15 protein-coding genes and 2 pseudogenes are annotated in these 23,114 nt (G+C 43.7%); all 17 read right to left on the bottom strand.

Annotation, left to right across the window (positions count from 1 at the left end; all coding sequences use genetic code 11):
• Positions 1-24: 24 nt before the first annotated feature.
• Positions 25-1,131, bottom strand: coding sequence for a flavin monoamine oxidase family protein (locus HFD99_RS16125; RefSeq protein WP_123797238.1), 1,107 nt, complete (start codon positions 1,129-1,131; stop codon positions 25-27).
• Between the two features lie 170 nt (positions 1,132-1,301).
• A complete protein-coding gene (gene trxA / locus HFD99_RS16130; RefSeq protein ID WP_123797239.1) occupies positions 1,302-1,619 on the bottom strand; it encodes a thioredoxin in 318 nt (105 codons plus the stop codon).
• 114 nt (positions 1,620-1,733) lie between these two features.
• Positions 1,734-2,696 (bottom strand): zinc-binding dehydrogenase, encoded by a 963-nt coding sequence (locus tag HFD99_RS16135; RefSeq protein WP_025364932.1) that lies wholly within the window; start codon positions 2,694-2,696, stop codon positions 1,734-1,736.
• Positions 2,697-3,136: 440 nt separating this feature from the next.
• Complete coding sequence (locus HFD99_RS16140; protein ID WP_123797240.1) at positions 3,137-5,197, bottom strand: beta-galactosidase; 2,061 nt, start codon at positions 5,195-5,197, stop codon at positions 3,137-3,139.
• Positions 5,198-5,528: 331 nt separating this feature from the next.
• Positions 5,529-6,834 (bottom strand): annotated as a pseudogene (locus tag HFD99_RS16145) (NtaA/DmoA family FMN-dependent monooxygenase).
• Between the two features lie 311 nt (positions 6,835-7,145).
• Positions 7,146-8,675: a right-handed parallel beta-helix repeat-containing protein gene (locus HFD99_RS16150; protein WP_123797241.1), complete on the bottom strand. Its 1,530-nt coding sequence runs from the start codon at positions 8,673-8,675 to the stop codon at positions 7,146-7,148.
• 370 nt (positions 8,676-9,045) lie between these two features.
• Positions 9,046-9,156 (bottom strand): DUF6254 family protein, encoded by a 111-nt coding sequence (locus tag HFD99_RS25735; protein ID WP_014599788.1) that lies wholly within the window; start codon positions 9,154-9,156, stop codon positions 9,046-9,048.
• Positions 9,157-9,258: 102 nt separating this feature from the next.
• Positions 9,259-9,918 (bottom strand): nitroreductase family protein, encoded by a 660-nt coding sequence (locus HFD99_RS16155; RefSeq protein WP_016820849.1) that lies wholly within the window; start codon positions 9,916-9,918, stop codon positions 9,259-9,261.
• Positions 9,919-10,188: 270 nt separating this feature from the next.
• Positions 10,189-10,638, bottom strand: coding sequence for an RrF2 family transcriptional regulator (locus tag HFD99_RS16160; protein ID WP_016820848.1), 450 nt, complete (start codon positions 10,636-10,638; stop codon positions 10,189-10,191).
• A 99-nt stretch (positions 10,639-10,737) separates the two neighbouring features.
• Positions 10,738-11,938 (bottom strand): annotated as a pseudogene (locus tag HFD99_RS16165) (macrolide family glycosyltransferase).
• A gap of 325 nt (positions 11,939-12,263) precedes the next feature.
• The gene (locus tag HFD99_RS16170) at positions 12,264-14,654 is read right to left on the bottom strand and encodes a cellulase family glycosylhydrolase (protein ID WP_123797242.1); all 2,391 of its coding nucleotides are present in this window, start codon (positions 14,652-14,654) and stop codon (positions 12,264-12,266) included.
• A 434-nt stretch (positions 14,655-15,088) separates the two neighbouring features.
• Entirely contained in the window at positions 15,089-16,237 is a 1,149-nt protein-coding gene (locus HFD99_RS16175) for a glycoside hydrolase family 88 protein (RefSeq protein ID WP_016820845.1), read from the bottom strand.
• Positions 16,238-16,339: 102 nt separating this feature from the next.
• Positions 16,340-17,959, bottom strand: a complete 1,620-nt coding sequence (locus tag HFD99_RS16180) for a glycoside hydrolase family 43 protein (protein WP_123797243.1) — start codon at positions 17,957-17,959, stop codon at positions 16,340-16,342.
• A gap of 55 nt (positions 17,960-18,014) precedes the next feature.
• Positions 18,015-18,851, bottom strand: a complete 837-nt coding sequence (locus tag HFD99_RS16185) for a carbohydrate ABC transporter permease (protein ID WP_185094019.1) — start codon at positions 18,849-18,851, stop codon at positions 18,015-18,017.
• 1 nt (position 18,852) lies between these two features.
• A complete protein-coding gene (locus HFD99_RS16190) occupies positions 18,853-19,788 on the bottom strand; it encodes a carbohydrate ABC transporter permease (protein WP_090890632.1) in 936 nt (311 codons plus the stop codon).
• Positions 19,789-19,850: 62 nt separating this feature from the next.
• On the bottom strand, positions 19,851-21,164 hold the full coding sequence (locus HFD99_RS16195) for an ABC transporter substrate-binding protein (RefSeq protein ID WP_123797244.1): 1,314 nt from the start codon (positions 21,162-21,164) through the stop codon (positions 19,851-19,853).
• Between the two features lie 187 nt (positions 21,165-21,351).
• The gene (locus HFD99_RS16200) at positions 21,352-23,103 is read right to left on the bottom strand and encodes a cache domain-containing sensor histidine kinase (RefSeq protein WP_123797245.1); all 1,752 of its coding nucleotides are present in this window, start codon (positions 23,101-23,103) and stop codon (positions 21,352-21,354) included.
• Positions 23,104-23,114 lie beyond the last annotated feature (11 nt).

The raw sequence follows: 23,114 nt of genomic DNA on the forward strand, positions 1-23,114 counted from the left end.
ACCGTTTTTTTACAACTATCTGTACTATGCTTCATCAAATCGTTCTAAAAATCTTGCTACGATTCGATCAGCTGATTGAATCGCCCCTTCCAAATGTCCTCCCTGTTGATCAGCCGTCTCAGTGCCCGTAAAAAATATGCCCTCTCCCCAAGGATCTCCGTAAACAGGGCCATAATTTGGATAGTGACGAAGTGACTCGGCGTCTTCCTCAACAGCTGTATCGGTGTCGCTTGACCAATCTTTAAATAGTAGTGTATTTACATTCTCGGCAGCAGGCCCATAAAGTCTAGCCAATTGTTCCAACACAAGCTGCATGAGTTTATCTTCGCCCAAAATCTTCCGCTTTTTTGCCTGTAAACCAAAAAAGCCAAATAGCGCACCTGTTCCTGTACCTGGTGAAGCATCATGAATTTCTTGTAAAGGGCCCACCCAACTTGATGCAAAACCGGAGAGTCCAGCTTCACGCCAAAATGGTCGGTCGTAAATGGCAATCACTTTAGCTTGACCGGCCATCCATGTTGGTTTATCAATTAAAAAAGACTTCAGTTCATAAGGAAGTTCTGGCTCGAATTTAATATTTTTTTCAACCAGCCGTGGTGGAATAGCGATAATCACTGCAGTTGTGTAAAATTGTTTTCCATTGGCTTCTAAGGAGATTGTACCGTCTTCTTCTTGATGAATCGAAGTTACACGTGTATTGAGCTGGATTGCTCCTGACGGCAAAGTAGCACTAAGCGCCTCAATCAGAGACTGTACTCCACCAACAAATCTTAGCGAGGGCTCCATTGCCCCCTCTGGCAAAAGATGCTGTTGTGGTGTTTCATGTTGGGAGCGTTCTAGGAGCATTCGTCCTTCGTTAAATTGATTAAAAGTCTCCAAACCCAGTTCTTTCGTGAGCTGAGTAATAATTTTCTCAGAGCGTGGCCAGAACCATGTGGGTCCAAGATCGAATTTTCCGAGTTCAGGATTGTCTAAAACCTCTAAAGTCAAAACTCTACCACCAATACGATCTCTCGATTCTAAAACAATGCATTCTATACCGTGAGCGGTGAGTAACGATGCTGCGCGAAGTCCACTCAAACCTGCACCAACGATGATTACCGGAGCATTTTTTTTAACTTGGTTTCTCATTGTTTCTCTCCTTCTCCATGTTTCAGCAGGGAGTCACATATGTTAAAAGATTATCTTCTTTATATGATGATATTGAGTCACTCTCAAATTGTATCCGCTACGTTGAAAGGGGCGCTCTAAGAGCAAAAAATCGACAACATTATTTCATTATAATGTTGTCGATTTTCATATCAATTAGCCAATTTAAGAATTTTGTCCTTAAGAACATTTTTTTGATTCACACCAACCATGGTATCAACGAGCTTACCATCTTTAAACAGCAACAAAGTTGGAATACTTCGAATGCCAAATTGTGAAGCTAATTCGGTTTCTTCGTCGACATTAACTTTTGCCAATGTCGCCTGTCCTTTCAGTTCATCAGCTAATTCTTCCACAATAGGAAGCTGAATTTTACAAGGTCCACACCATGGAGCCCAAAAGTCTACCAAGGTCACACCGGACTGGATTTGATTTGAAAACGTATTTTTTGTCAATACAGTTGCTCCCATTAGAAATACCTCCAATAAATATAATATTCATCAATTATAATATTCAATTGATTAATTGAATTATAAAACTGTACTCTTTATCTGTCAAGAGTGAAGAGATTTGCGAAGGATTTATCATTTGGTCATGCTCAACACGGCACGGAATCGTGTCTTAGCCGACATCATTTTTTCATATGCTTCACTAGCTTGTTCCAACGGGAAAACTTCGATCATAGGTCGTACATCGGTCAGTACACTAAATCGAACTGCCGCATCAATTTCCTTCGATTGTCCTGTAAACGAACCCCGAACAGTATGGGGTCCCTTCAGAAAGTCCATGGCAGACAGTTCTAAACGTTCACCAGAACCGGCTACAATAATGAGCTCTCCATCTTTTCCTAACCCATCAATTAATGTGGAAATGACTTTTGCATTTGGTGCTGTAGCAAGAATAACTTTTGCTCCCCCTAGCGCTTGTAAAGCTTTAGCAGGATCTTCTTTTTCGGAATCAATATAATAATGTGCCCCAAGTTCCCGAGCAAGCTTCTCTTTATCACTACCACGAGATACTGCTATGGTCTGATACCCAGCTTTTTTTGCGTATTGTACAGCCAAGTGACCAAGTCCACCAATTCCGGAAATCGCAACGAGGTCCCCTGGTCGGGCTGAGCTATTTCGCAGTGCACTAAATGTAGTTTCTCCTGCGCACATCAAAGGAGCTGCTTCTTCAGAAGACACTTCATTAGGTATGTGGGTCAGACTATCTTCAAATGCTACCATGTATTCAGCATAGCCTCCATCCATAGTCAGGCCGGTAACATGATCATGTCCTCCATGCCATCCAATACCTACTCGTTGTCCGATTTCCCATCTGGTAGATCCAGATCCTAACTCCGTCACGATTCCGATCACTTCATGGCCTGGTATCCGCGGATATTCTGGGGAAGCACCACCAATGGCCATGGAATCACCGTTACATACGCCGCACGCTTCTATACGGAGAAGTACTTGCCCTTCTTCAGGTACAGGAATAGGAATTTCAACTAATTTCATGGATTCGCCTTTAGCAGGAACTTGTATCGCTCTCATCATAGTCATAAGATTGACCCCCTTAGATTCTGTTATAGAACTTTCTTAGTATATGATAAAGTTTAATATTACTCAATTGTTTAATTGAATAATAAAATTATTTTGGTTGCATTCCGCTTATTTTTTGGGCAAAGCTGGTATAATATAAGGAACAAGATCCTGTCCTCAATATGGTTTAATAACTTTTTCCGTTGAAACAAAAAAGACGCTAAATAGCGCCTTTTCCTTGCAATAATATATGTGTAATTATTAATATATTATGAAAATGACAAAGTAAAAAGCTACAGTGCTGAAAAAATACGTACTGTTAGACCACCCGAATATCCCTCTAATGTTGCAGTCAAATCTGCATGATTCACTGTTGGCTTCCATTCCCCCTTCACACTCTGGTTAACAATATGTATATGGCACTTCTCACCTCCTGATGATTTGTGGCGTGAACACGCCTATTAAACGAATAACTCTAAAATGATGACTCCATAAGGCGGCATACTAACCTCGCCTTCTATCCATGTATCAGTCAAAAGATCTTTACTCGACTTCTTCATCGTGATGATGACCGATTCACCCGAGTAATTCAGCAAAAAGAGATAAGAGGTTCCGTTTGAAGCTCGAATCCCCACTTCAACTTCACTCGGTACATCTAACCAGTCAGTAACCGGGGAAGTTAAGCCCAATTCATCTATAAGGGAATCAACTACCGGTTCGCTATAGGCAGCACCATAATACCATGCTTTTCCAAGACCGACTATGCGTCTTGTTAATGCAGGCTCACCTTTATAATATTCAGTTGAGTACGTTGCTACAATGTCCACTTCGGTTTTCTTTACGCTGAGAATTTCATTAAAACCAACAGCCTTTGTACCTAAAGGTAACCGGCTGCCCTCCCAATGCAACTCTGCTGGAAGAACGCTACCCTTGATTAAAGTGAAGTCTTCAACATTTATTCCGCAAAGCTCAGCCACAGGTCCTGGGAATGGTCGCATATAGCATTGTCCGCTCGTGTTCTTATAGCCGGTACGCGCGCCAAAGAATATGGTCCCGCCTTGTTCAACATATTTTGTGAGAAGGTCAGCTGTTTCATCAGTCATGATTGCTGGATGCGGATACACAATTACCTTATACTTGGTCAAATCCTCCATGATGGTCTCCTTGCGGAGTGTAATAAGATCCGCTGGAATATGACGGTATTGAAGCTGTTTATACCAAGATCGCTGACTCTGCCACTGAAGAGGTCCATGCCATTTGTCAAACTCTCCATCCCAGATATTATCATAATCCTGCATGATGGCGATTTCGGCTTGGTATGTTGTACCCGCGATCAAGGAGCCGATCTTGGCAAATTCCTCACCGACTTGAGCTACTTCACGCACTCTGCGATTTGGTTGATTGTGATAGTCGTTAATTCCATGCCAATAAATTTCGGTGCCCATTGTCGCTGTCCGCCAACGAAAGTAGACTAGTAAATCGGTTCCGTGCAATACCGACTGATACGACCACAGCCGGATTTGTCCCGGTCTAGGCGAACCCATCTCAATCCGATCAACCCATCCCCCCGGCCCAGCCTGCTGCTCCATGATGCAGAAATTCGACGAAATAGATCGGACGTTAGACAAGTTCATACTCCATGCACGGTCTGCAAGCGGGTCTTCGTCACCCCCAGGAAATATCGTCGAAAATTGAGGATAGGAATCGTATGAAAAGAAATCTAGAAGCTTATCCGTTAACTCGTGACTATCCAGATGTCCAAAAGTTCCGTTAGTAGTGATCCAATGGTGTGGCGCAAGTTTCCGAATGATTTCCGCTTGAATCTTAGCAAAAGAAATCGCATTTGCAGATATAAAACGTTTCTCGTCCAACGCAAGATGTGGATTAGGTGAACTGTTGACCATCGTCCGTGTTAGATATATCTGTTCCCAATCGGTATAAGTCTGGCTCCAAAATATTGTCCCCCAAGCCTTATTCAAATTGTCGAGTGAGCCATACCGTCCCTTTAACCACTCCCTGAACGCAATATGGTCTGCTTTGGAATAAAACACATTCATCTCGCAGTTCAGTTCATTATCAATCTGCCAACCAATGACTGCGGGGTGATCTTTGTAAGCTTCAACCATATTCCTCACGATGATTGAGCAGAAATCTCTGTACTTCTCACTACTGTAGTTGTAGTGCCGCCGCATACCGTGCCTATATAACACGCCATCCATGTTTGCGTTCAATACCTCAGGATACTTGTGTGTTAACCAAGCTGGCGGCGTGGCAGTCGGTGTCCCTAAAATAACCTTTAATCCATATTTATGTGCCAAGTCCATTACCCTGTGAAAAAAACTGAAATCAAATCGGCCTTCTTCAGGCTCAAGCATCGCCCAGGAGAATTCTGCCATGCGAATAACCGATATGTTCATCTCCCGCATTCGACGGAAGTCATCTGCCCATAACTTCTCCGGCCAATGCTCTGGATAATAACAAACGCCTAGTGTCAATTCATCCATTTGGATTGATTTCCTCATTTAATCTACCTCCTCTTATTTCTTCATTTAACTAACAATTGTTTTTTTTGGATTGCTCTTGAATGCGCATATCTTTAGTCTGCACTGAAACTTGGTATTGGTCCTCCTTTTTTTCGATAGGCTATATTCTCTTCAAAAACTAGTTTAACAGCCTCTAATTTTAATTTCTCCAAATAGTTTTGATCGATTCCCAGTTTTCTCTACAAAAAATCCCTCTCCGGCAATAGACACAAATTTTGACCTCGATTTGATCAAGAGTTTGTACCGTTAAAACAAAAAAAGCCACAAAATAGCGACTTTTAATGTTCTCGTTCCTCGATAGTATTAGAGGTTAAATAGCTAAATGTGCCCTCAGTGTAGAACCTGCGTATTCGCTTCTGAACAAACCTCTTTCAACCAACTGCGGCATCAGTTTTTCAAAGAATATTTTCATAGATTCTTCTGAACCGCCCGGAAGAGCTATAAATCCGTCAATAGCCCCAGCCTCAAACCGCTGAATAATCTCGTTCAATACGTCATCAACCGTTCCAACGGAGACCCAATGTGCAGAACCAACGACCTCAGGTCTTGCCAATACCTCTTCCACTGTAGGCTCATACTTCGTAATATACCGGCGCAAAAGCTCAGCATGTGTCCGGCTGCGGACTGGCTGATTTGGATCGGGAAGCATATCGGCAGTTACGCAATGATCCAACTCAAAGCTGCTTAAATCAAGGCCAAGTACTGACTTGAGCGATGCATGTCTGCGCTCCACACTCAAATGAGCATGTGCAGACTTATGCAATTCATGCGCTTCCTCGCGAGTTTCAGCCAAGAAAAAATACAATCCTGGCAAAACTTTGATGGCGTTCGGATCGCTTCCATGTTCCTTGGCTCTTCTTCTCAGATCGGTTCGTAATTCCACGCCGGACTCAAGATCCGGCATCGCCGCAAAGATAGCATCCGCTATTGAAGAGGCAAAATTTCGCCCTGTATCTGACGCGCCTGCTTGAAATAAAGGAATGGACCCCGATGTATGGGCAGGCAAAGTAAGCGGCCCCCGGACACTGAAAAAATCACCTGAATGATGGATTGAAGTAACCTTATCCTTATCAGAAAAAATGCCTGACTCCCGATCAATCACAATTGCTTCGTTCGGGAAACTTTCCCAGAGCTTGCGAAACGACGTCAGTAAATTCCATGGCTTTCGCATATCTTTCTTGCGGTGAAGGCATAGGCGAATCACCGAAACTTTCTGCCCCTTCAATCGAAGTCACGATATTCCAGCCAGCACGTCCGTTGCTGAGCCAGTGTAACGACTGAAGCTGCCTTGCGACAACATACGGCGGATTGAACGTAGTGGAAATTGTTGTCACTAATCCAATTCGCTCGGTTTCACGAGCAATCGCCGCAAACATCATTGTAGGGTCAGGACTACCAAAATTAGCGGAATCGCCCAGCATCTGTGGGCTAACATACAGATAATCCGCCTTGAAAAGAAAATCGAGCTTTGCCTTCTCCGCCATTTTCGCCAAATCAATGTAATAGTCAATGGCCCCCATCTTTTCCACACCGCTGTCTGAGCGCCGCCAACCGTCTCCTTTCATCCATGTTGCAGATAAGGATAACCCAATACATAATTGTCTATTTGCAGCCAATACTATCAACCTTTCTCTATAGAAAAATAATGTTGCCCCTAGGAAATGTTCCGATCAGTGTATGCTCAAGTAGGCAAAGCCAACCGAGTTAACATCCAGGACGAATGCCTCTCCATAGCAACAAGCGCTCGGTGATCATAAAGTGACCTTTCAATTAATCAATAATGATTCTCATTATCAATTACAGTGTATCAAGAACTACAAAAATTGCAAATATACAAATTATGAATGTTATATGTATAAAGACAAAAGCCCTCGAACCTAGAGGGCTTTTGGGATAAATCAGCTATTCATTTGAGTCTAGTTTTGTTTCACTCATCTGCACCGATATTCACGGCCTTCCCTTTCACGCGGGGCTCCCCGTCGATATCCTCGGTTCCGATGATGGTGTTATCCGTTGATCCTGAATCGATCGCTGGTGACGAGGGCTGCAAATGGAAGTCGCCATTCGTGGCATTCACGAATTTAGGATCGACAAACAGAGAATGCGCATCGTTACCCGTTCCCGATTTGTACGTGGCGAATCCCGTATATTCTTTATCTTTCCAGGTCCAGTTGGCCCCCGAACTGCCACCAGGTGCAAAATATAAATTATAATCAACAACATTTCCAGAATTTTGGGTATATCCATTGTAGATCAACACATCAGTCGAACTCGCTACGAAAATATTGTTCTTAATCACGTTGTTTCGTGTATCATACTGAACTAAAAGCTGGCCGCTTCCATCGTCCAATGTATCGTTCTTGTACAGCGTATTGTTCACGATCTTGCTGTTTACCGTTGAGCCACGTTCGTCATCATAGCCGCCCATAGCAATGCCGGTCAATCGGTTGTTATATATCACGTTACTGCGGACCGTAATATTGCTGGTGGCTTTGCCGGCATGCTCGGAGGCTATTTCGACACCGATGTCATTGTTATAGCTGTAGTTCTGCTCAATAATGTTGTCCTTGCCCCCATCTACATAAATGCCGCCGGCCGAGTTGTCATCGCTCTTGTAGGATGGGTTATTTCGAACCGAATTATTGTACACTCGGTTGCCCTTTACCAACCCGTTTCGCACTTGATCGTAAGCAGTATTCGGTGCGGTTCCTTCAAAGCCGATCAGATCGATTCCTATGTTGTCGTTATCGTGAATGAGGTTGCTGGTCACTGCAAAGCCGTTCACATTACCGTTTAAAACAAGCGATTCGCTGGAGCCGAGCACGAGATTGTATAGTTCATTGCCGCTGATTGTAAGGTTGTGAATCGATGCAGGAGCTTTCGTGCCATAAACAGCGATGCCGTGAGCGTCCCGTCCCAGCCGGTCCTTTCCGGTTGGGGTGGCCGTGTTTTTGATGTCGTGGATTTTGTTATCGGACAGATTGATGAAGCTCCCTGCACCGTGAACGTAAATGCCTGTAGGCACTGCGTTCTTGGAAGCTGTGGTAAAATTGCGGATTTCAAACCCCTGGATGGTAACGTAATTGACATCGGCCAATTCGATTAACCCCTCGTTCCCGCTGACCGATAGGCCTGTTCCGTCAACAATGGCGGTTTCGTTGCCATAGCTTGCGAACACGATGGGGCCTTGCGAGGCGGAGCCAGAGCGGGTGATTTTCAGTTTCTCCTTGTAAACACCGCCTCGGACATAGACCTTGCTGCCTGGAGAGACTGTGTCAGCCGCATGCTGGAGCGTTTTCCACGGCGCGTCGCTTGTTCCCGCGTTGGAATCGCTACCAATTGTCGACACATAATATTCGGTACTAGCGGCAGAGGCGGCAGGAGTCAGTAGATTACCGATTGCAAGGCCCAACCCCAAGCTTAAACCTACAAGCAAAAATTTACCGAGTTTCTTCAAGAATTTTCAACTCCCATCCTAATTTAGCTTTCGTCAAATTAACGTTATCATCAGTTTACGGCTTCTTGCAAGCGAAGAACGTCCTCTACCGTCCGTCGGTAAGCTTTCCGTAAAAGGGCCGACAGTACCCCACACGCATTGGTGAATTGCAGTAATTTTTCGCTTTGACAAAGAAAACCTAATAAAAACACCCCTGAAAATATATGTATATTTTCAGGGGTGAATAGCTAACTTAATGCCTCCAATAACACTGACCACTGAAATAAAACATATTGGATGCCGCCTGTATGAAGGGCCTTTATGATCACACACCATGGGAAGACTGCCGATAAATTCATCGACAGCCCTTCTTTTCCAAGTAGTATACTCCTCAATCCTGTTCGCTGGACAATTCCTTGAGCGATTTGATTTTACCATGGGGATGCTGTTCTTGCTTTCGTGACTTCCATGCAGCTTCTTTCCTTCTCTTCTGGTGAGCCATAACAGATATCCTCCTTTGGAAATTGTGAATGTATACTACTTCCTTAAGTTGTCATTTCTCGTCTCTATTCATTCATAAAATTAAATTCGTTGGGTTTTGTTTTTAGTTAGCGGGCATCTCGTTAAAGAATGTGATGTCGTCTATCGGCAGCCGAGTTGTCTGATGACCCGGTTGTGCCGCTTTACCGAGTGCAATCAGCATGATTGGAATGTAGCGGTCTCTAATACCGAACGCTTGCTTAAGCTCGGCCGCATTATAGCCACCCATCGCGACCGTATCGTAGCCGTGAGCACGTGCAACCAGCATGAGCTGCTGGGATACAATACCACCATCGATATGAATGACTTTGTGAAGGCTTTCCTCTGGTAACGAAGCATACGTATGAATCGATCTTTCTACGAACGATTTAGCGGTATCTTCCGCTATATAGCCATGTTTTACTGCTTCGCCGAAAACTTCATCGAGCTTCTTATATCCTTCCGTATCACCAAGCACAACGATCACCGCTGCAGCCTCAGTAACCTGGGATTGATTATAGGCGATTGGCTGCAGTTTTGCTTTCAATTCCTCTGTTTCAATAACCAAGAAGCGCCAGGGCTGAACATTACTCGAAGAAGGTGCAAGCGACGCTTCTTTCAGAATATCCTTAATTTCCTCGTGAGATAGACGAACCGATTTGTCGTAATGACGCACAGAGCGGCGCTCGCGGATGACATCGGCGAACAAGGCGGAGCTCTGGCCAGTATGAGTTGAAGTTGACATTATGAATCCTCCTTTTAAATAAATACTGTTTTTTATTCAGCACAGTTAAATTCAGACTTTGCGGCTAGTCAGAGCTTGAATTCCTACTAAAACGAAGTACCTTGAAAAATCCAAAATATTTACGCTTCTGCGCACAGACATAACTGTGTTCATTATCACACAGATAACCTTAAAAATTAACGCTGCGCGCGGCTTGCATTTAACTGTGGTTTATATTGCACAGTATAAAATCTAAGCAAGCCGCTGTCAACCGTCTTTTTCCAGGTCCATCTAAAGCTTGGCTTCCAGTTGGTTGGCGAGATCTGCAATTGTGTACTTGCTTAATACTCCGCGTATGCTGTCGTCCATTTCTTGAGTAATATCCTCAAGCGTAGATTTCATACATTTACCGAGCGGATGCGTGCCAGCTGTCTCGGTAATACCGAAGGAAAGCCTGCTGCCTGAACGAAATACATCGTATACATCAACCAGTTGTATAGATTCTGCCGGTTTCCTAAGGTGGTACCCGCCGTCACGGCCTTCCCGGGTCCCGATAAACCCTTCCTTTGCGAGAACGGAAAGTATGCGGCGCAGCAAAGAAGGCTCCGACTGAAGATATTTGGCGAGTTCAATACTTGGACAAGCTATGCTTTTGTCTTCCTGCGACAATATAACAAGTGCTTGAACAGCCAGTCCAAACCACTTTGGGTGCTGAGTCGGCGTACAATACTCCTGCTTCAACCTTTACTCTCTCCTTCCAGCTTACTCATAAGTAGTATGAGTAAATTCTACCGAATTCCCTAATATGCTGCAATAGACGAGCTTACATCCAATATATATTTAAATATGATATTGACCTTTAAATGCGAAAATCTCATTAACAGCTTGGTGATACTCCACCAGTTTTTTGAAAAGATTCTCTCATATGTGCAACAGCTTTTTTGAATGGGAGGCTTAACACATGATCTGCGGCTTCACGCAATTGATTTGCAGTCAAGCTTTCCATTTGTAACTTAATACCTGCTCCCATATTGGCGACTTGTCCTGCGATGATCGGTTGATCCGCGCTTTGCGGGATTATAATCAGCGGAACCCCGTAATATAGACCTTCGTGGGTACTGTTCATTCCACCATGTGTAATAAATAATTTAGTGTGTTGCAAGATATCCGTTTGTGGTACATCATTTTTTACGATGAAGTTTTCAGGAACTTCCCCTAAATCGGAAACTTGGGTTCTATTCCCAATCGACATGACAACCGTATGATCCGTGTTCCCAAATGCCTCAATACAAAGCTTATAGAAGTCAATTGCTCGGTTAAAGACTGTACCCAATGAGATGTAAATTGGTTTTTTTTCCTTGATTGCAGTAAAATCGAAGCTTTCTTGCGTTAATCGTGAAGAGATGGATGGACCTACAAATTTATAAGTTTGGTCGAATGCTTCTCCATAAGGTTGAAACTCTCTTGTTGTATATACGATTGTAAGTGGTGCAGGATTACAAAACACTTCGTAAGGTGAATGGATCTCCACTCCATATTTCTCCTTTACCATTGCCGTCAGGTTTTGAAATTTATCATTTATAGGTTTAACTATATCTTTAGGGACATTAATGGAGAATTGTTCCATAATATGATTGAATGATTCTTTTGTCTGGGCGAAAGAAGTACAAGAATTGATTGCAGGAAGCTTAAGAATTTGAGCAAGTATACGTCCACACCCAAACATGGAATCATGGATGATATAATCAAAATGCTCTCCTTTGATCTGTTCGAGAACGCTTGGAATGATGATATCTGCCGTAAGTAAAAGACCGTTAATTCTTTCCAGCAAATAATCTCTTCCACCTGAGATAAAAGCTTTTATAAATTTTTGATCGTCAAATGTTCGTACTGAAGCTCCCGTCCTCTCGATACGCTCCCGAAAGGCTTCTATAGAAAAGTACACTACCTCTTCTCCGCGCGAAATAAGCTCCTGTACAACTCCAATGGTTGGATTGATATGTCCCTCTGATCCACCATTAATAAATAAAACACGCGCCATTTCAACCGCTCCTTAGTTCATTTTCTTCAGTAAAATTATCCGTTTCTGATTCTAACATGTTCTCTGAATTTCAGGGTGCTGCTTCTCTAATGAACATTGTAGCTGCTTTCTCAAGTTAATATACTTTCAATCGTCTCCGTCTCCATAACTTGTTTATTATTCTTTTAAGTTAGTAGGTTGTAAGACGACATTTGAATTGATTCGATGTATATTCTTACTCTGCAACAAAAAAAGCCGCCAAGTTGGCGGCTTTGCATACAGCAAAGACTTGTTTTCATGCTGGACACTGTTGGATAACGTTAAATACTCATGGTTTACTGGATGACTATTTGTTGGCTGAATCGCTATAAACCGTGCTTAATCTTGATGTCGCCCTAATACCATTAGGGCCTTCAATGATAATACGACCTTGTTCCGTAAGGCTGGATCCTTGCCAGTCAGTGGCCATATCCAGATAATCAAGACCCGGGCTGTTTCCTTTCCAAGACCATGCAAGATAACCTACGCCCTTTTGCTCAGCGTAACTCATAATGGTAGCCTCATCCACATCACCGCTTGTATGCTTAATACCAAATTCTCCAATCAGCAGAGCCAGGTTTTTATTCAGTACATTATCCATATTGCTCTTTACTGTGGCGGCATTTCCGCCGGCATATTCGTACATATGAATGGAGAACATCGTATTTTTAAGTGGATCTGCATCAAAGACTTCTGTTCCGTAGTCAAAAATAGATTGCGGGTACTGCCCCCATCCTGCACCGTCAACAATAATTGTATTTTTGATGCCAGCATTTCTGAGCTTAGGAATAACAGACTTATAACCTTGCGCCCAGCCTCCTCCATCCCAGGTTCCATACCATTCGTTCGCGATATTGAGGATGACGGTGCTTTCTTTCCCAATGAGTGCGCTTTTCATTTCAATCCAGTAATTAGCGATATTATCCAATACAGCAGCGCTGTCAGACCCTGTGCCATCATGGACTTCAAGAACAACGACCAATTTGTTTTGCTCTGATAATGTGATTAAATTTTGTATCGCTGACAGATCATCTTTCGTCCATTGCTGACCATCTGACAGTACGATTCTAATAGTATTCGCTTCCGTTTTCGCAATGGCAGGGATCGCTACAGACTCTTGTCCCTTATACCAGGTATAAGCGTGATTGATTCCCCTCATCACAAACGGATTTCCCTTGGCATCGTAGAGCGTTGTTCCGTTAATATAAAAACCTGTATTCTCAGTTGTAGAATTCGTCGTAACTTTTATGATATTACTTGCTGCTGAAATATTTCCTGCTGCATCCCTGGCTTTTACAGTGAAGCTGTATGCTGTATTAGCGGTAAGTCCCGTCACCGTATAACTTGTCGTGGTTGTTGAATCGACTAATGTTGTTCCATTATACACATCGTAGCTGGTAACATCTACATCGTCTGTTGATGCGGTCCATACAAGACTTACCGAAGTATTTGTTTTGGAGTAGCTTTTCAGATTTGTTGGTGCTGTTGGTGCCGTCGTATCAGGGGTTGAGTCAACAAGCGTAAACTTCCACTTCTGCTGATCATTTCCGTTATCCGTCCATTGCTGCACATTTGCCCCGTCATTAGTATAACCCCCGATTACATCCAGCGCTTTACCGCTAGATTGTACAAGCAGCTTATAATATCCATCGCCGACGTCAATCATTTTCCATTTTTGATTAGTTAAATCGCTGTCTGTCCATTGCTGTACACTAGCACCATCTTCTGAGGAGCCTCCGGCTACTGTTAATGCTTTACCGCTGGATTGTACAATCAATTTATAATATCCGTTGCCAACGTCAATGACTTTCCATCTCTGCCGAGCGCTGCCGCTGTCCGTCCACTGCTGCACCTTCGCTCCATCGGCAGTTGAGTCTCCTGCTTCCAGATTTTTGCCGCTATGCTGTGCCGTTAGTTTATATGTTTCACCTGAAACAATATTTGTGTTAGCTGTGGTGGTGGTAACATCAATCACATTGCTTGTATCTGACACGTTACCTGCGGCATCTCTAGCTTTCACGTAAAAGCTGTACGCCATGTTGGCTGTTAAGCCGGTAACGATGAAGGATGTCGACGCACTGGAACCTACGAGGTCTGATCCTTTGTAGATGTCGTAGCCTGAAACACCTACATTGTCTCTAGATTCCGTCCACTGCAAGCTTACTGTCGTATCCGATACAGAGGAACTAGCCAGGTTGGAGGGCGCTGTTGGAGGTGAGTTATCCTCCGGCTGGTCAGCTGAATGCACTTCAAATTCCCAAAGGGAATATCCGTAGCTGGTAGCTCTTTCAATGCCGCTCATTTTTACATATCTAGCGTCTGTTGCTTCGAAAGATATCTTATCGATTCCTCCATCTCCAGTCGTGGTGGAATAGACGGTAGTCCAATGATCATCATCCGTCGATGTCTGAACTTGGTAAGACTTCGCGTAAGCGGCTTCCCAGTTAAGCGTAACGCCATTGATTTTGGTGGTGCTACCGAGATCTACACTTATCCACTGCGGATTTGAATATTGTGAGGACCATCTAGTTAGCGGGTCACCGTCGATCGCAAAATCAGCCACTTTACTCGAATCTTCGACGGAGCTTGCGGTTGCCGATTGGGTAAGCCTAGTATTATCGGAAGCGCTCACATTTTTGATCGGCAACATACTCATAAGCAGTCCAAACAAAATCAAGCATGTTATGGTTTTTTTCATTCCCAAACCTCCTATTGAGCATAATAAACAGCTAATTGGTTACCCCTGCGTCTCATAGATTTCAATTCCAATCTCCATCCTTGAGGCATGGCAAAGTCTTCTCCTTTCCGTTCAAAATTGGGACAAAAACAAACGTGGAACAACCCTTAAGTAACCGCTTTCTTTTACAACTAAAAATTTATTCGCTTTAATAGATTTTCTGTATCATTCCCAGCGATGAAATTTTATCAAAGCGACCTAAAGCATATATATTTTTGTTTTCCAGTACTATGCCTTGATGATCAAAAAGTTTTAAAATCTGTTTTCCTAACTCCATGGTAGGGGTCCTAAAAATGCAAAACAAGACAACTTTCTCCCAATAGTTGTCTTGTTTAGTTTTGTTATATTTATATAGTTGTCGATTAAACTCGATATTCTCAGGGTGGTAATCTTGTTTACCAGAAATATAAATCGCTCCCCTTGAGCTTGAACATAGCTTCTATGAAAAAATAATCGCCATAAATGATGGATTGATGATGAGTAGTGGCATGGTATGAGGCAGAGCCGTTCTTGAGGATGCAGTCACAGCCAGTCGTCCAGTCGACATGTAGCGCCTGCAGCAGTTTTATCGCTGCTCGCAAATACATATCCTTCTCATGCAACCCTACCACTTTGGCAATCTCGATCAGACCACAGGCGGCAATGGCTGCAGCCGTCGAATCCTCAAGCGCCGGTTCTTTGGGCTGTCTGAAATCGACTGGAATAACCCCATTTTCAGGAATATTGGCGATAAAATAATGGGCAACCCTCTTGGCCGTATTCAGATACTCTTCTTTTTGCGTATGGTTATAGCTCATCATGAACCCATACAATGCCCAGCTTTGCCCCCGCGTCCATGAAGATCCTTCCTCGTACCCCTGTCCGCCATAGGTTTTTACCACTCCACCTACAAATGGATCCAATTCGACAATATGGTTGACGGACCCATCTGCTCTCACAAAAGTATTCATGGTCATGTCCGCATGCTTTACAGCAATCTGCCGAAAACGAGGATCGCCGGTTTCTTCGGAAGCCCAGTACAAGAGCGGAATGTTCAACATGCAGTCAATGATGGCCCAGCCTCTGGTATCTTCGCCTTCTAGGTCGTTCCAGGCTCGGATGAATTCCCCTGCCAGATTGTAGCGACCTGCAAGTAGGTTTGCCGCGTGCATTGCCCGTTTACGGGATACTGGATTCTGGGTGAGTTTAAAGTTAGCCACACTCGTGGGGAGCCACATGAAGCCTACATCATGATGCAGACCATAATAATTATGAAAGCAGGCATCCAGTTTCTGCTCAGAGATTTCAGCAACGTCCTTGTATCTCGGATTGCCTGTTGCATGATACATCTGCCACAGCATTCCCCCCCAGAATCCGTTGGTCCACCAATTTATTCCATCCGCTTCCGTATGGGTAGGATTGCAGACTGATCGGTCATCATGTTCACCATCGATTGTTGTATACGGGATTTTGTTTCTTGATTTTTCGCTGAGCCACTCCATTTTAGCGATGATTTGGTCTATGATCTCGTTAACCCAAACGGTTGTGCTATCTAAAGTAAGCATGAATTTCATCCCTTCTTTTTTCTCTAATATGAAGACAACCCCAGCCTGTCGCGAAAATAACCAAACGTGGGCTTAACCATTAATGAAAATAGACGTACCCCTCTATTTCTCTTTCTGCGGAGAAGTATGGTCTAAAAGACTTTCCAGAGGAAGATATTCAAAATAGTCAAACCAGGCCTCCTTGCTCTGCCTATCCAGATCTTGGACACAGATTCCGACAAAAGCTCCTGTAAATCCGAGTTTGCCTCCATATTCGTCTGACAGTGTGCCAAAGTCCTGTGGATTACATACGGCAGTCCACTCCTGCCCGTCAGGAGATGCATAGAATATCAAATCCCGTCCATGAATTACGGCTTTCAAATAGTATTGCTTCCAATCTACTACTGAAAGCTGCATTGTCGAAATCTCATCATATTTGCCTGCCTTAGATAGGATTACACCTAGCGTAACTCCACGGATTTCGTCGCCAGTCACTCGTAAATAGTAGTAATCTCCATCATCGTAGTAGCAAACCAAACCGGCCATTTCATAAAAGCTTTCCGGCTTAAATTCCATGCAGGTCTCCACCGAGCAATGGAAATGCTGGATTGGGCGGGCAACCATGCTTTGATCATGTAAAGACGCAAGCGATTCTCTTCCGCGTAAGCGCAAGAATCCGGGTCTGTCGGTCAGGCTTACCCATGAGGGATCGAATGGGACACGCAGACTTTGATACGCAAAGCCAATGTCCTCCCTGTCAAAGTGGTCTCTAGGTTCTTCTGCTGGAAAAGGATGGCTTGGCAGGTTCGGAGCTTCTGTCTCCAGAGCCGGTAATTTGCCGCCATGGCTCAGACGTAGCCAGCCATCTTCGGTCCATATACACTTCTGAATCGCTGTTTCCCTGCCGAGCGGATTCGTTAAAGAAGTGTCAGAAAAAGGCCTGGTACACAAATGGGCCATATACCACTCCCCGTGCTGCGTTTCGACCAGCGTCCCATGACCCGCCTGCTGCAATGGGTATGTTGGATCGTGCGCCGTGGTCATGAGCGGAAAATGGGGGTCAGTTTCATAAGGTCCGGTCAGATTGCGGCTGCGCGCAAGAGTTACCATGTGCTGAACCCCTGTTCCGCCCTCTGCGGTTAATAAATAATAGAACGCTCCCCGTTTATACAGCTGGGGTCCTTCTGTAACGCCTACTGGCGTGCCCTTATAAATTTCGTGTATTGGTCCAATCAGGGATTGAGACTTTGCATCATATTCCTGCATGATAATACCTGAAAAGTTGTTGTGATTTTTTCTGAAGTCCCAACGCATATTGAGCAGCCACTTGCGTCCGTCATCGTCATGGAACAGAAATGGATCAAAACCGCTGCCATTCAGTCTTACCGGTTGGCTCCAAGGACCCTCAATGCTTTTCGAACAAATGATATAGTTATGCAGATCCTTATACACTCTGCTGCGCGATTTTACATCCGTAAATAACAAATAAAATAAACCATCATCATAGGAAATTGCAGGCGCCCAGATTGATCCGGATGCGACATTGCCTCTTAAATTAACTTGAGAGGATTCTGTAAGAGCTCTGACTGTCAGCCTCCAATGAATCAAGTCCCGAGAATGGTGGATTTCCACACCAGGAAACCACTCAAAAGTAGAAGTAGCCATATAGTAGTCATCCCCGACTCGGATCAGAGAGGGGTCAGGATGAAAGCCAACCAGAACAGGGTTAACAATTTTGTTCATGTCTAAGGAGAACCTCCTGTAGAGTAATTTGTTAAATGGAAGGAAGAAGGATTTTTCATCCTTTTGTGGCCCCTGACGAAATTCCTTTAATGAAGAACTTTTGCATAAAAACGAATGCAATAAGCACAGGAACAACGGACAAGGCGGTTCCGGCGAAAATCATATCCCATCTTGACGAAAACTCCCCGATATATCGATAAATTTCTACAACCATCGTTTTGGGTTCACCGGATGGAAGTACTAGCATTGGCAAGAGAAAATCGTTCCAGATGCCAAGCCCGTTCAATACGACCATACTAGCCGTAACCGGACCTAACAACGGAAATACAATTCTCCAGAAAATAGTGTACCTGCTACAGCCGTCAATCTCTGCTGCTTCTTCAATTTCCTTAGGAATCCCTTTTACAAAGCTTGTGTAGAGCAAACATCCGAAGCCCACAGCGCCTGCGATATAAATAAAAATCGGTCCTGCTAGACTTCCGTAAAGACCAAGGATTTTAAGCTCTTTGAATAACGGAATCATGTAAGCCTGAAAAGGAATCATCATCCCGGCAAGAAAATAAAGGAACACGAAATGGGTCCATTTGGCGTTTCTTCTTTCAATCGCATACCCTGCCATCGGAATAATCAAGATTTGCATAACGATTGAAACAACGGTCAAGATGAAACTATTGACAATTGCTTTTGGGAACTCAGTCTCAGTCAACAAATATTTGAAATTGCCTAGATACAGTGAGGTCGGAAATGACAGAGCATCGCGCATAATTTCACCATTGCTTTTGAAGGCAGACATTAGGTTAAATAGAATCGGAAAAAAGAATACGACCGCTACTAGCAGAGTAACCACGAACAGGATCACTTCGCCTATTTTTTGGCGTGCTTGCATGCTCATATCAATACTGCACCTCCCTTTTTCGGAGAATTTTCACTTGAATAATGGTAATGATCAATATAATGACAAACAATACTATAGCAAGCGCAGTGCCGAAGCCCTGTCTCAATTCGCCAAAGCCTACCTTGTAAATAATGTAGGTCAACGTTTCAGTCGCAAAGCCTGGTCCCCCATCCGTCATAACAGCAATTTGATCGAATATTTTTAGTGCACTGATCATGGAAAGCACCATACATACGGTCATAGAGCCAGCAAGCAGCGGAAAGGTAATATAACGGAACTGCTGCCAGCCATTCGCTCCATCAATGCTTGCGGCTTCGGACAGGTCTGCTGGGATTCCCTGTAGCCCTGCCAGATAGATGATCATGTAATAACCAGCACCTTTCCAGACCGTGGACAGAATGATGGACAGCATTGCGTATTTGGGGTCTCCCAACCAATCGACAGCCCAGCTTCCAAGTCCGACTGTGTCTAGGATTTTATTTACAACGCCAAAATTATAATTAAGGATCATCGCCCATACGAAGCCCATAACGATCCCGCTAAGCAAAGTGGGAAAGTAAAAAATACTGCGAAATAAATTTTTGAACCACCTTATCCTATCAACCATCAGGGCCATGGCAATCGCTGCTATGTTTTCCAGAATGACTAGACTTATGGTCATGATGAGTGTGTTCTTAAGCGCATTATGAACCCGGGGACTATTCCATATCTCAACAAAATTTGCGAAGCCAATAAATCGGATATCCTCGCTTATTCCATTCCAAGAGGTAAAGCTGAGATAAACACTGCCAAGGGTAGGAACGATAACAAACAAGGTGTACAGTATCAATGATGGAAGTATAAATATTATGGCAAAGGGGTGCTGCTTTTTCTTTTTTAGGTGAGCTGTCGCTGTAGCAATGCGCCCTCCTGTTGATGCTGTGGGTGCTCTCATACAATCCATTCCTTCCTATAAAGAGGAACCACTTAGGAGCTGATTCCTCCAAAGGTTTTATTTCACATCGAATTCGCCTTCACCTGATTGTCATATTCTGTGTCCACCTGCTGCATATAAGTCTTGACATCTCCGTCGTTCACGACCATCTCCTGCAGCTTTTTGTAGAACCAGTTGCGGAACTGAGGCTGTATCAAGTTTTCTCCCCACCAGTTATTAATAGCCAAAGACTTTGTAACATTCGGGTCGTTCATCAGATCAAGAGCCACCTGCATGGCTTCCCCGGTCTTATACTTGACTTTCTCTTTCGTAGACGGAATTCCGTTAATGCTCGCAAGATACTGCGAATATTGCTCTGGCTCGAAGAAAAAACGAATAAATTTTTTGATCGCTTCTGTTTTCTCAGGGTCCTTGGCTACTTCAGCGGACAAGGACCATCCGGCAGGCGATGGAAGCCCTATAATATTCACTTTGCCGTTGCGGTCAGGCACCGCATAGAAGCCGTATTCAAAGTTCGGGTCAGCTTCTTCGATTTGTGAAAACATCCAGGTCCCAGAGTATAGTTGAGCGGCTTTGCCTGTAATCAGAAAGGAAGCCGTTTGATTGTCAGGAGTACTAAGCCAACCTTTATCCACATAATTTTTGAACAGTTCTTTATAATCCGTCATCGCCTGTACGACATTTTCATCCGTAAAGCTGACTTTCTTGGCTGTTTTCTTGGAATTCCAGTTTGGATCTTTTGAATACACATCATCAATAAGAAACTTGTTTACCCAAAATCCCATATGAAAAATGTCTTTTCCACCAACCACAAGCGGAGTCATTCCGGAAGCCTTCAATTTTTCTTGGATGGAAATGAACTCGTCATACGTTTTAGGAAGCTCAGTGATCCCTGCTTCCGCATATGCTTTTTTGCTGTAAATAATGCCTTGGGGTGCATTCATTGATAAAGGTGCATTCCACACTTTACCTTCTACTGCCGGAGGTGAATCTAGCAACTGCACTAAGTCTGAAGGCAGCTCAACGATTTTGCCCGCATCAGCAAAAACTTCTGTATCCCGCATCTCTACCAGATCAGGAAACTCGCCAACCGCATCCTTCGTTTTCAGCCAATCGAGGTAGGAGCTGCTGGAGTTTTCACTGTAATCCTTTACTTTAATATCAGGATTGGCCTTCATGAATCTTTGGATGGTATCGGCTATCGCTTTTTTAGCAGCCGGATCTCCTGAGGCATATCCAATGGTAAAGCTCACTTTATCTCCCTCATGATCAGACCTCGTTCCATTCGTATCGCTGTTGCTTCCACTACAAGCTCCCAAGAACATGGTCGTTGTAAGCACTAGTGCACTTAACGTAAATTTTGCCATTTTCAGCATAGCTACTGAAACCCCCTCTTTAATGTAATAAAAGCTGTTGAAAGCGGCTGTGTCACATAAGTAAGCGCTTTCGTTATTTAGAATAACATTGGCTGGTTTTTACTTGTATGAACTTTTTTAAGCCTCATATGGGGGGAATTTAAGAATGAAAAAAGAACGGACGAGTCATCCGCTCTTGATGCAGGCTTTACTTTTCAGGGATAGGGAAACAGAGCAGCACAGACGTTCCAATATTTTCATGACTGCTTACGGATAGCCCATATTGTTCTCCGTACATGGAACGTACTCGCTCGTGCACATTTTTTAAACCAACGGATCTGCTGAGAGCATCAGGCTTATTCAGGATTTCAGTTATACGCGCCAAAGTCGCTTTATCCATGCCTACACCATCATCGTAAATCGTTATCGCCAGATTTGTTTCCCACTTTTCCACAGTGATCGCGACAGTACCTCTTTTCTTCATTCGTAGCCCGTGCTGGATTGCGTTTTCTACGATTGGCTGCAAGGATAATTTTAAGATCGGCCAATCCATTTGAACATCCTGAGAAATATCACAGCGGAGTGTATATCTGTTCTCATAACGGACCGAAATAATATAGAAATAATCATGCAGGTGTTCAAGCTCTCTGGATAGAATTACACGGTCTTCACCGTAATCAATGACGTATTTCAATTGATTGGCCAAGGAGTGAATCATATCAGCGACCTCATCAGCCTCCTTATCCACTGCATTCATCCGTATAACTTCTAAAGTATTGTAGAGATAATGAGGTCTGATTTGGCTTTTTAGTGCATTCAGCTCAGTCTGTTTCTGCTTGATTTGAGCCACATAGGCCTCATCAATGTGTGCTTGAAGACGTTCGACCATCCGGTTAAAGCCTTGGGTCAATCTGCCCATTTCATCGTTGCTGTTCACTGGGAGGTTCATGTCCAATTTTCCAGATTCCACGACAGCCATTTGCTGTATCAGATTTTGGATGGGCGAAGCGAGACGGCGGGAGAACCAGGTACCCATAATAATCAGCACTAACGAGCAGATCAGAATCGCAATATACACGGTAGCCCTCGCGGAAAAAAGCTGATCAAACAACCCCTCGCGATGAATGCCAGCAATCAGCCTACCGTTTAGAAAGGGGATTTCCTCCTGCAACACAAGCATTTCATTTTTATTAGAATTCAATAATAATTTTTCATTCAACCTGGCATCTAAATGACCGAAGTAAATATCATCCTTGCCATCGATCAGTACCAGTTCATCTTGGTCTCCAAGGTAAAGCTCACTTAAAAACCGATTAAACATAGACTTATCGATATCCAGAAACAGCGTACCCACCACTTTATGTTCATGCTTGAGAGAGCCTGAAGTATCGATCAAATTTCGCGCTATAGTGAAAACGTCACGCCTTGCACCGGGAAAATATTGGTCCTGATGAGTTGGGAAGATAGCCACCTTCGAAGGCTGGCTGCTCATTTTCTCTCTCCACTGACGGAAAGGGAGGAATTCGCTTCTAAGCCCCCTATTCTCCCTTTCTTGGTAATAGATTTTCTCGTCGGCTTCCCGCACAAAATAAGCGCCTGTAATATAAGGGTCGCTATATAGTACGGTTTTCAAAAATGAGTCGATAGGAGTTGAATTAATCTGCTCTAGTTCATTGACATTATAGGTTTGGTTCCGACGTATATTTTCTGATAACCCTTCATAACGAACGTTATACATAAGCTTCGAAATATCATTGTACTGCTGGAAGGCAGAATTAATATTGTAGCTCATGTACATCACCATTTGCTGTAAGTTGCTGGTTGTATATCGCTCCACATAGCCTGAGAAAATCTGAACGGAAAAGAAACTAAGTGCGAATAAAGGAATAAGCCCAACCAAAATAAAAGAAGCAGAGAATTTAACGAATATACTTTTAGGTATCGGTATCCATGAACGCATGAAGGAGCACC

Source organism: Paenibacillus sp. EKM301P (assembly GCF_011800295.1).
Lineage (GTDB): Bacteria > Bacillota > Bacilli > Paenibacillales > Paenibacillaceae > Paenibacillus > Paenibacillus polymyxa.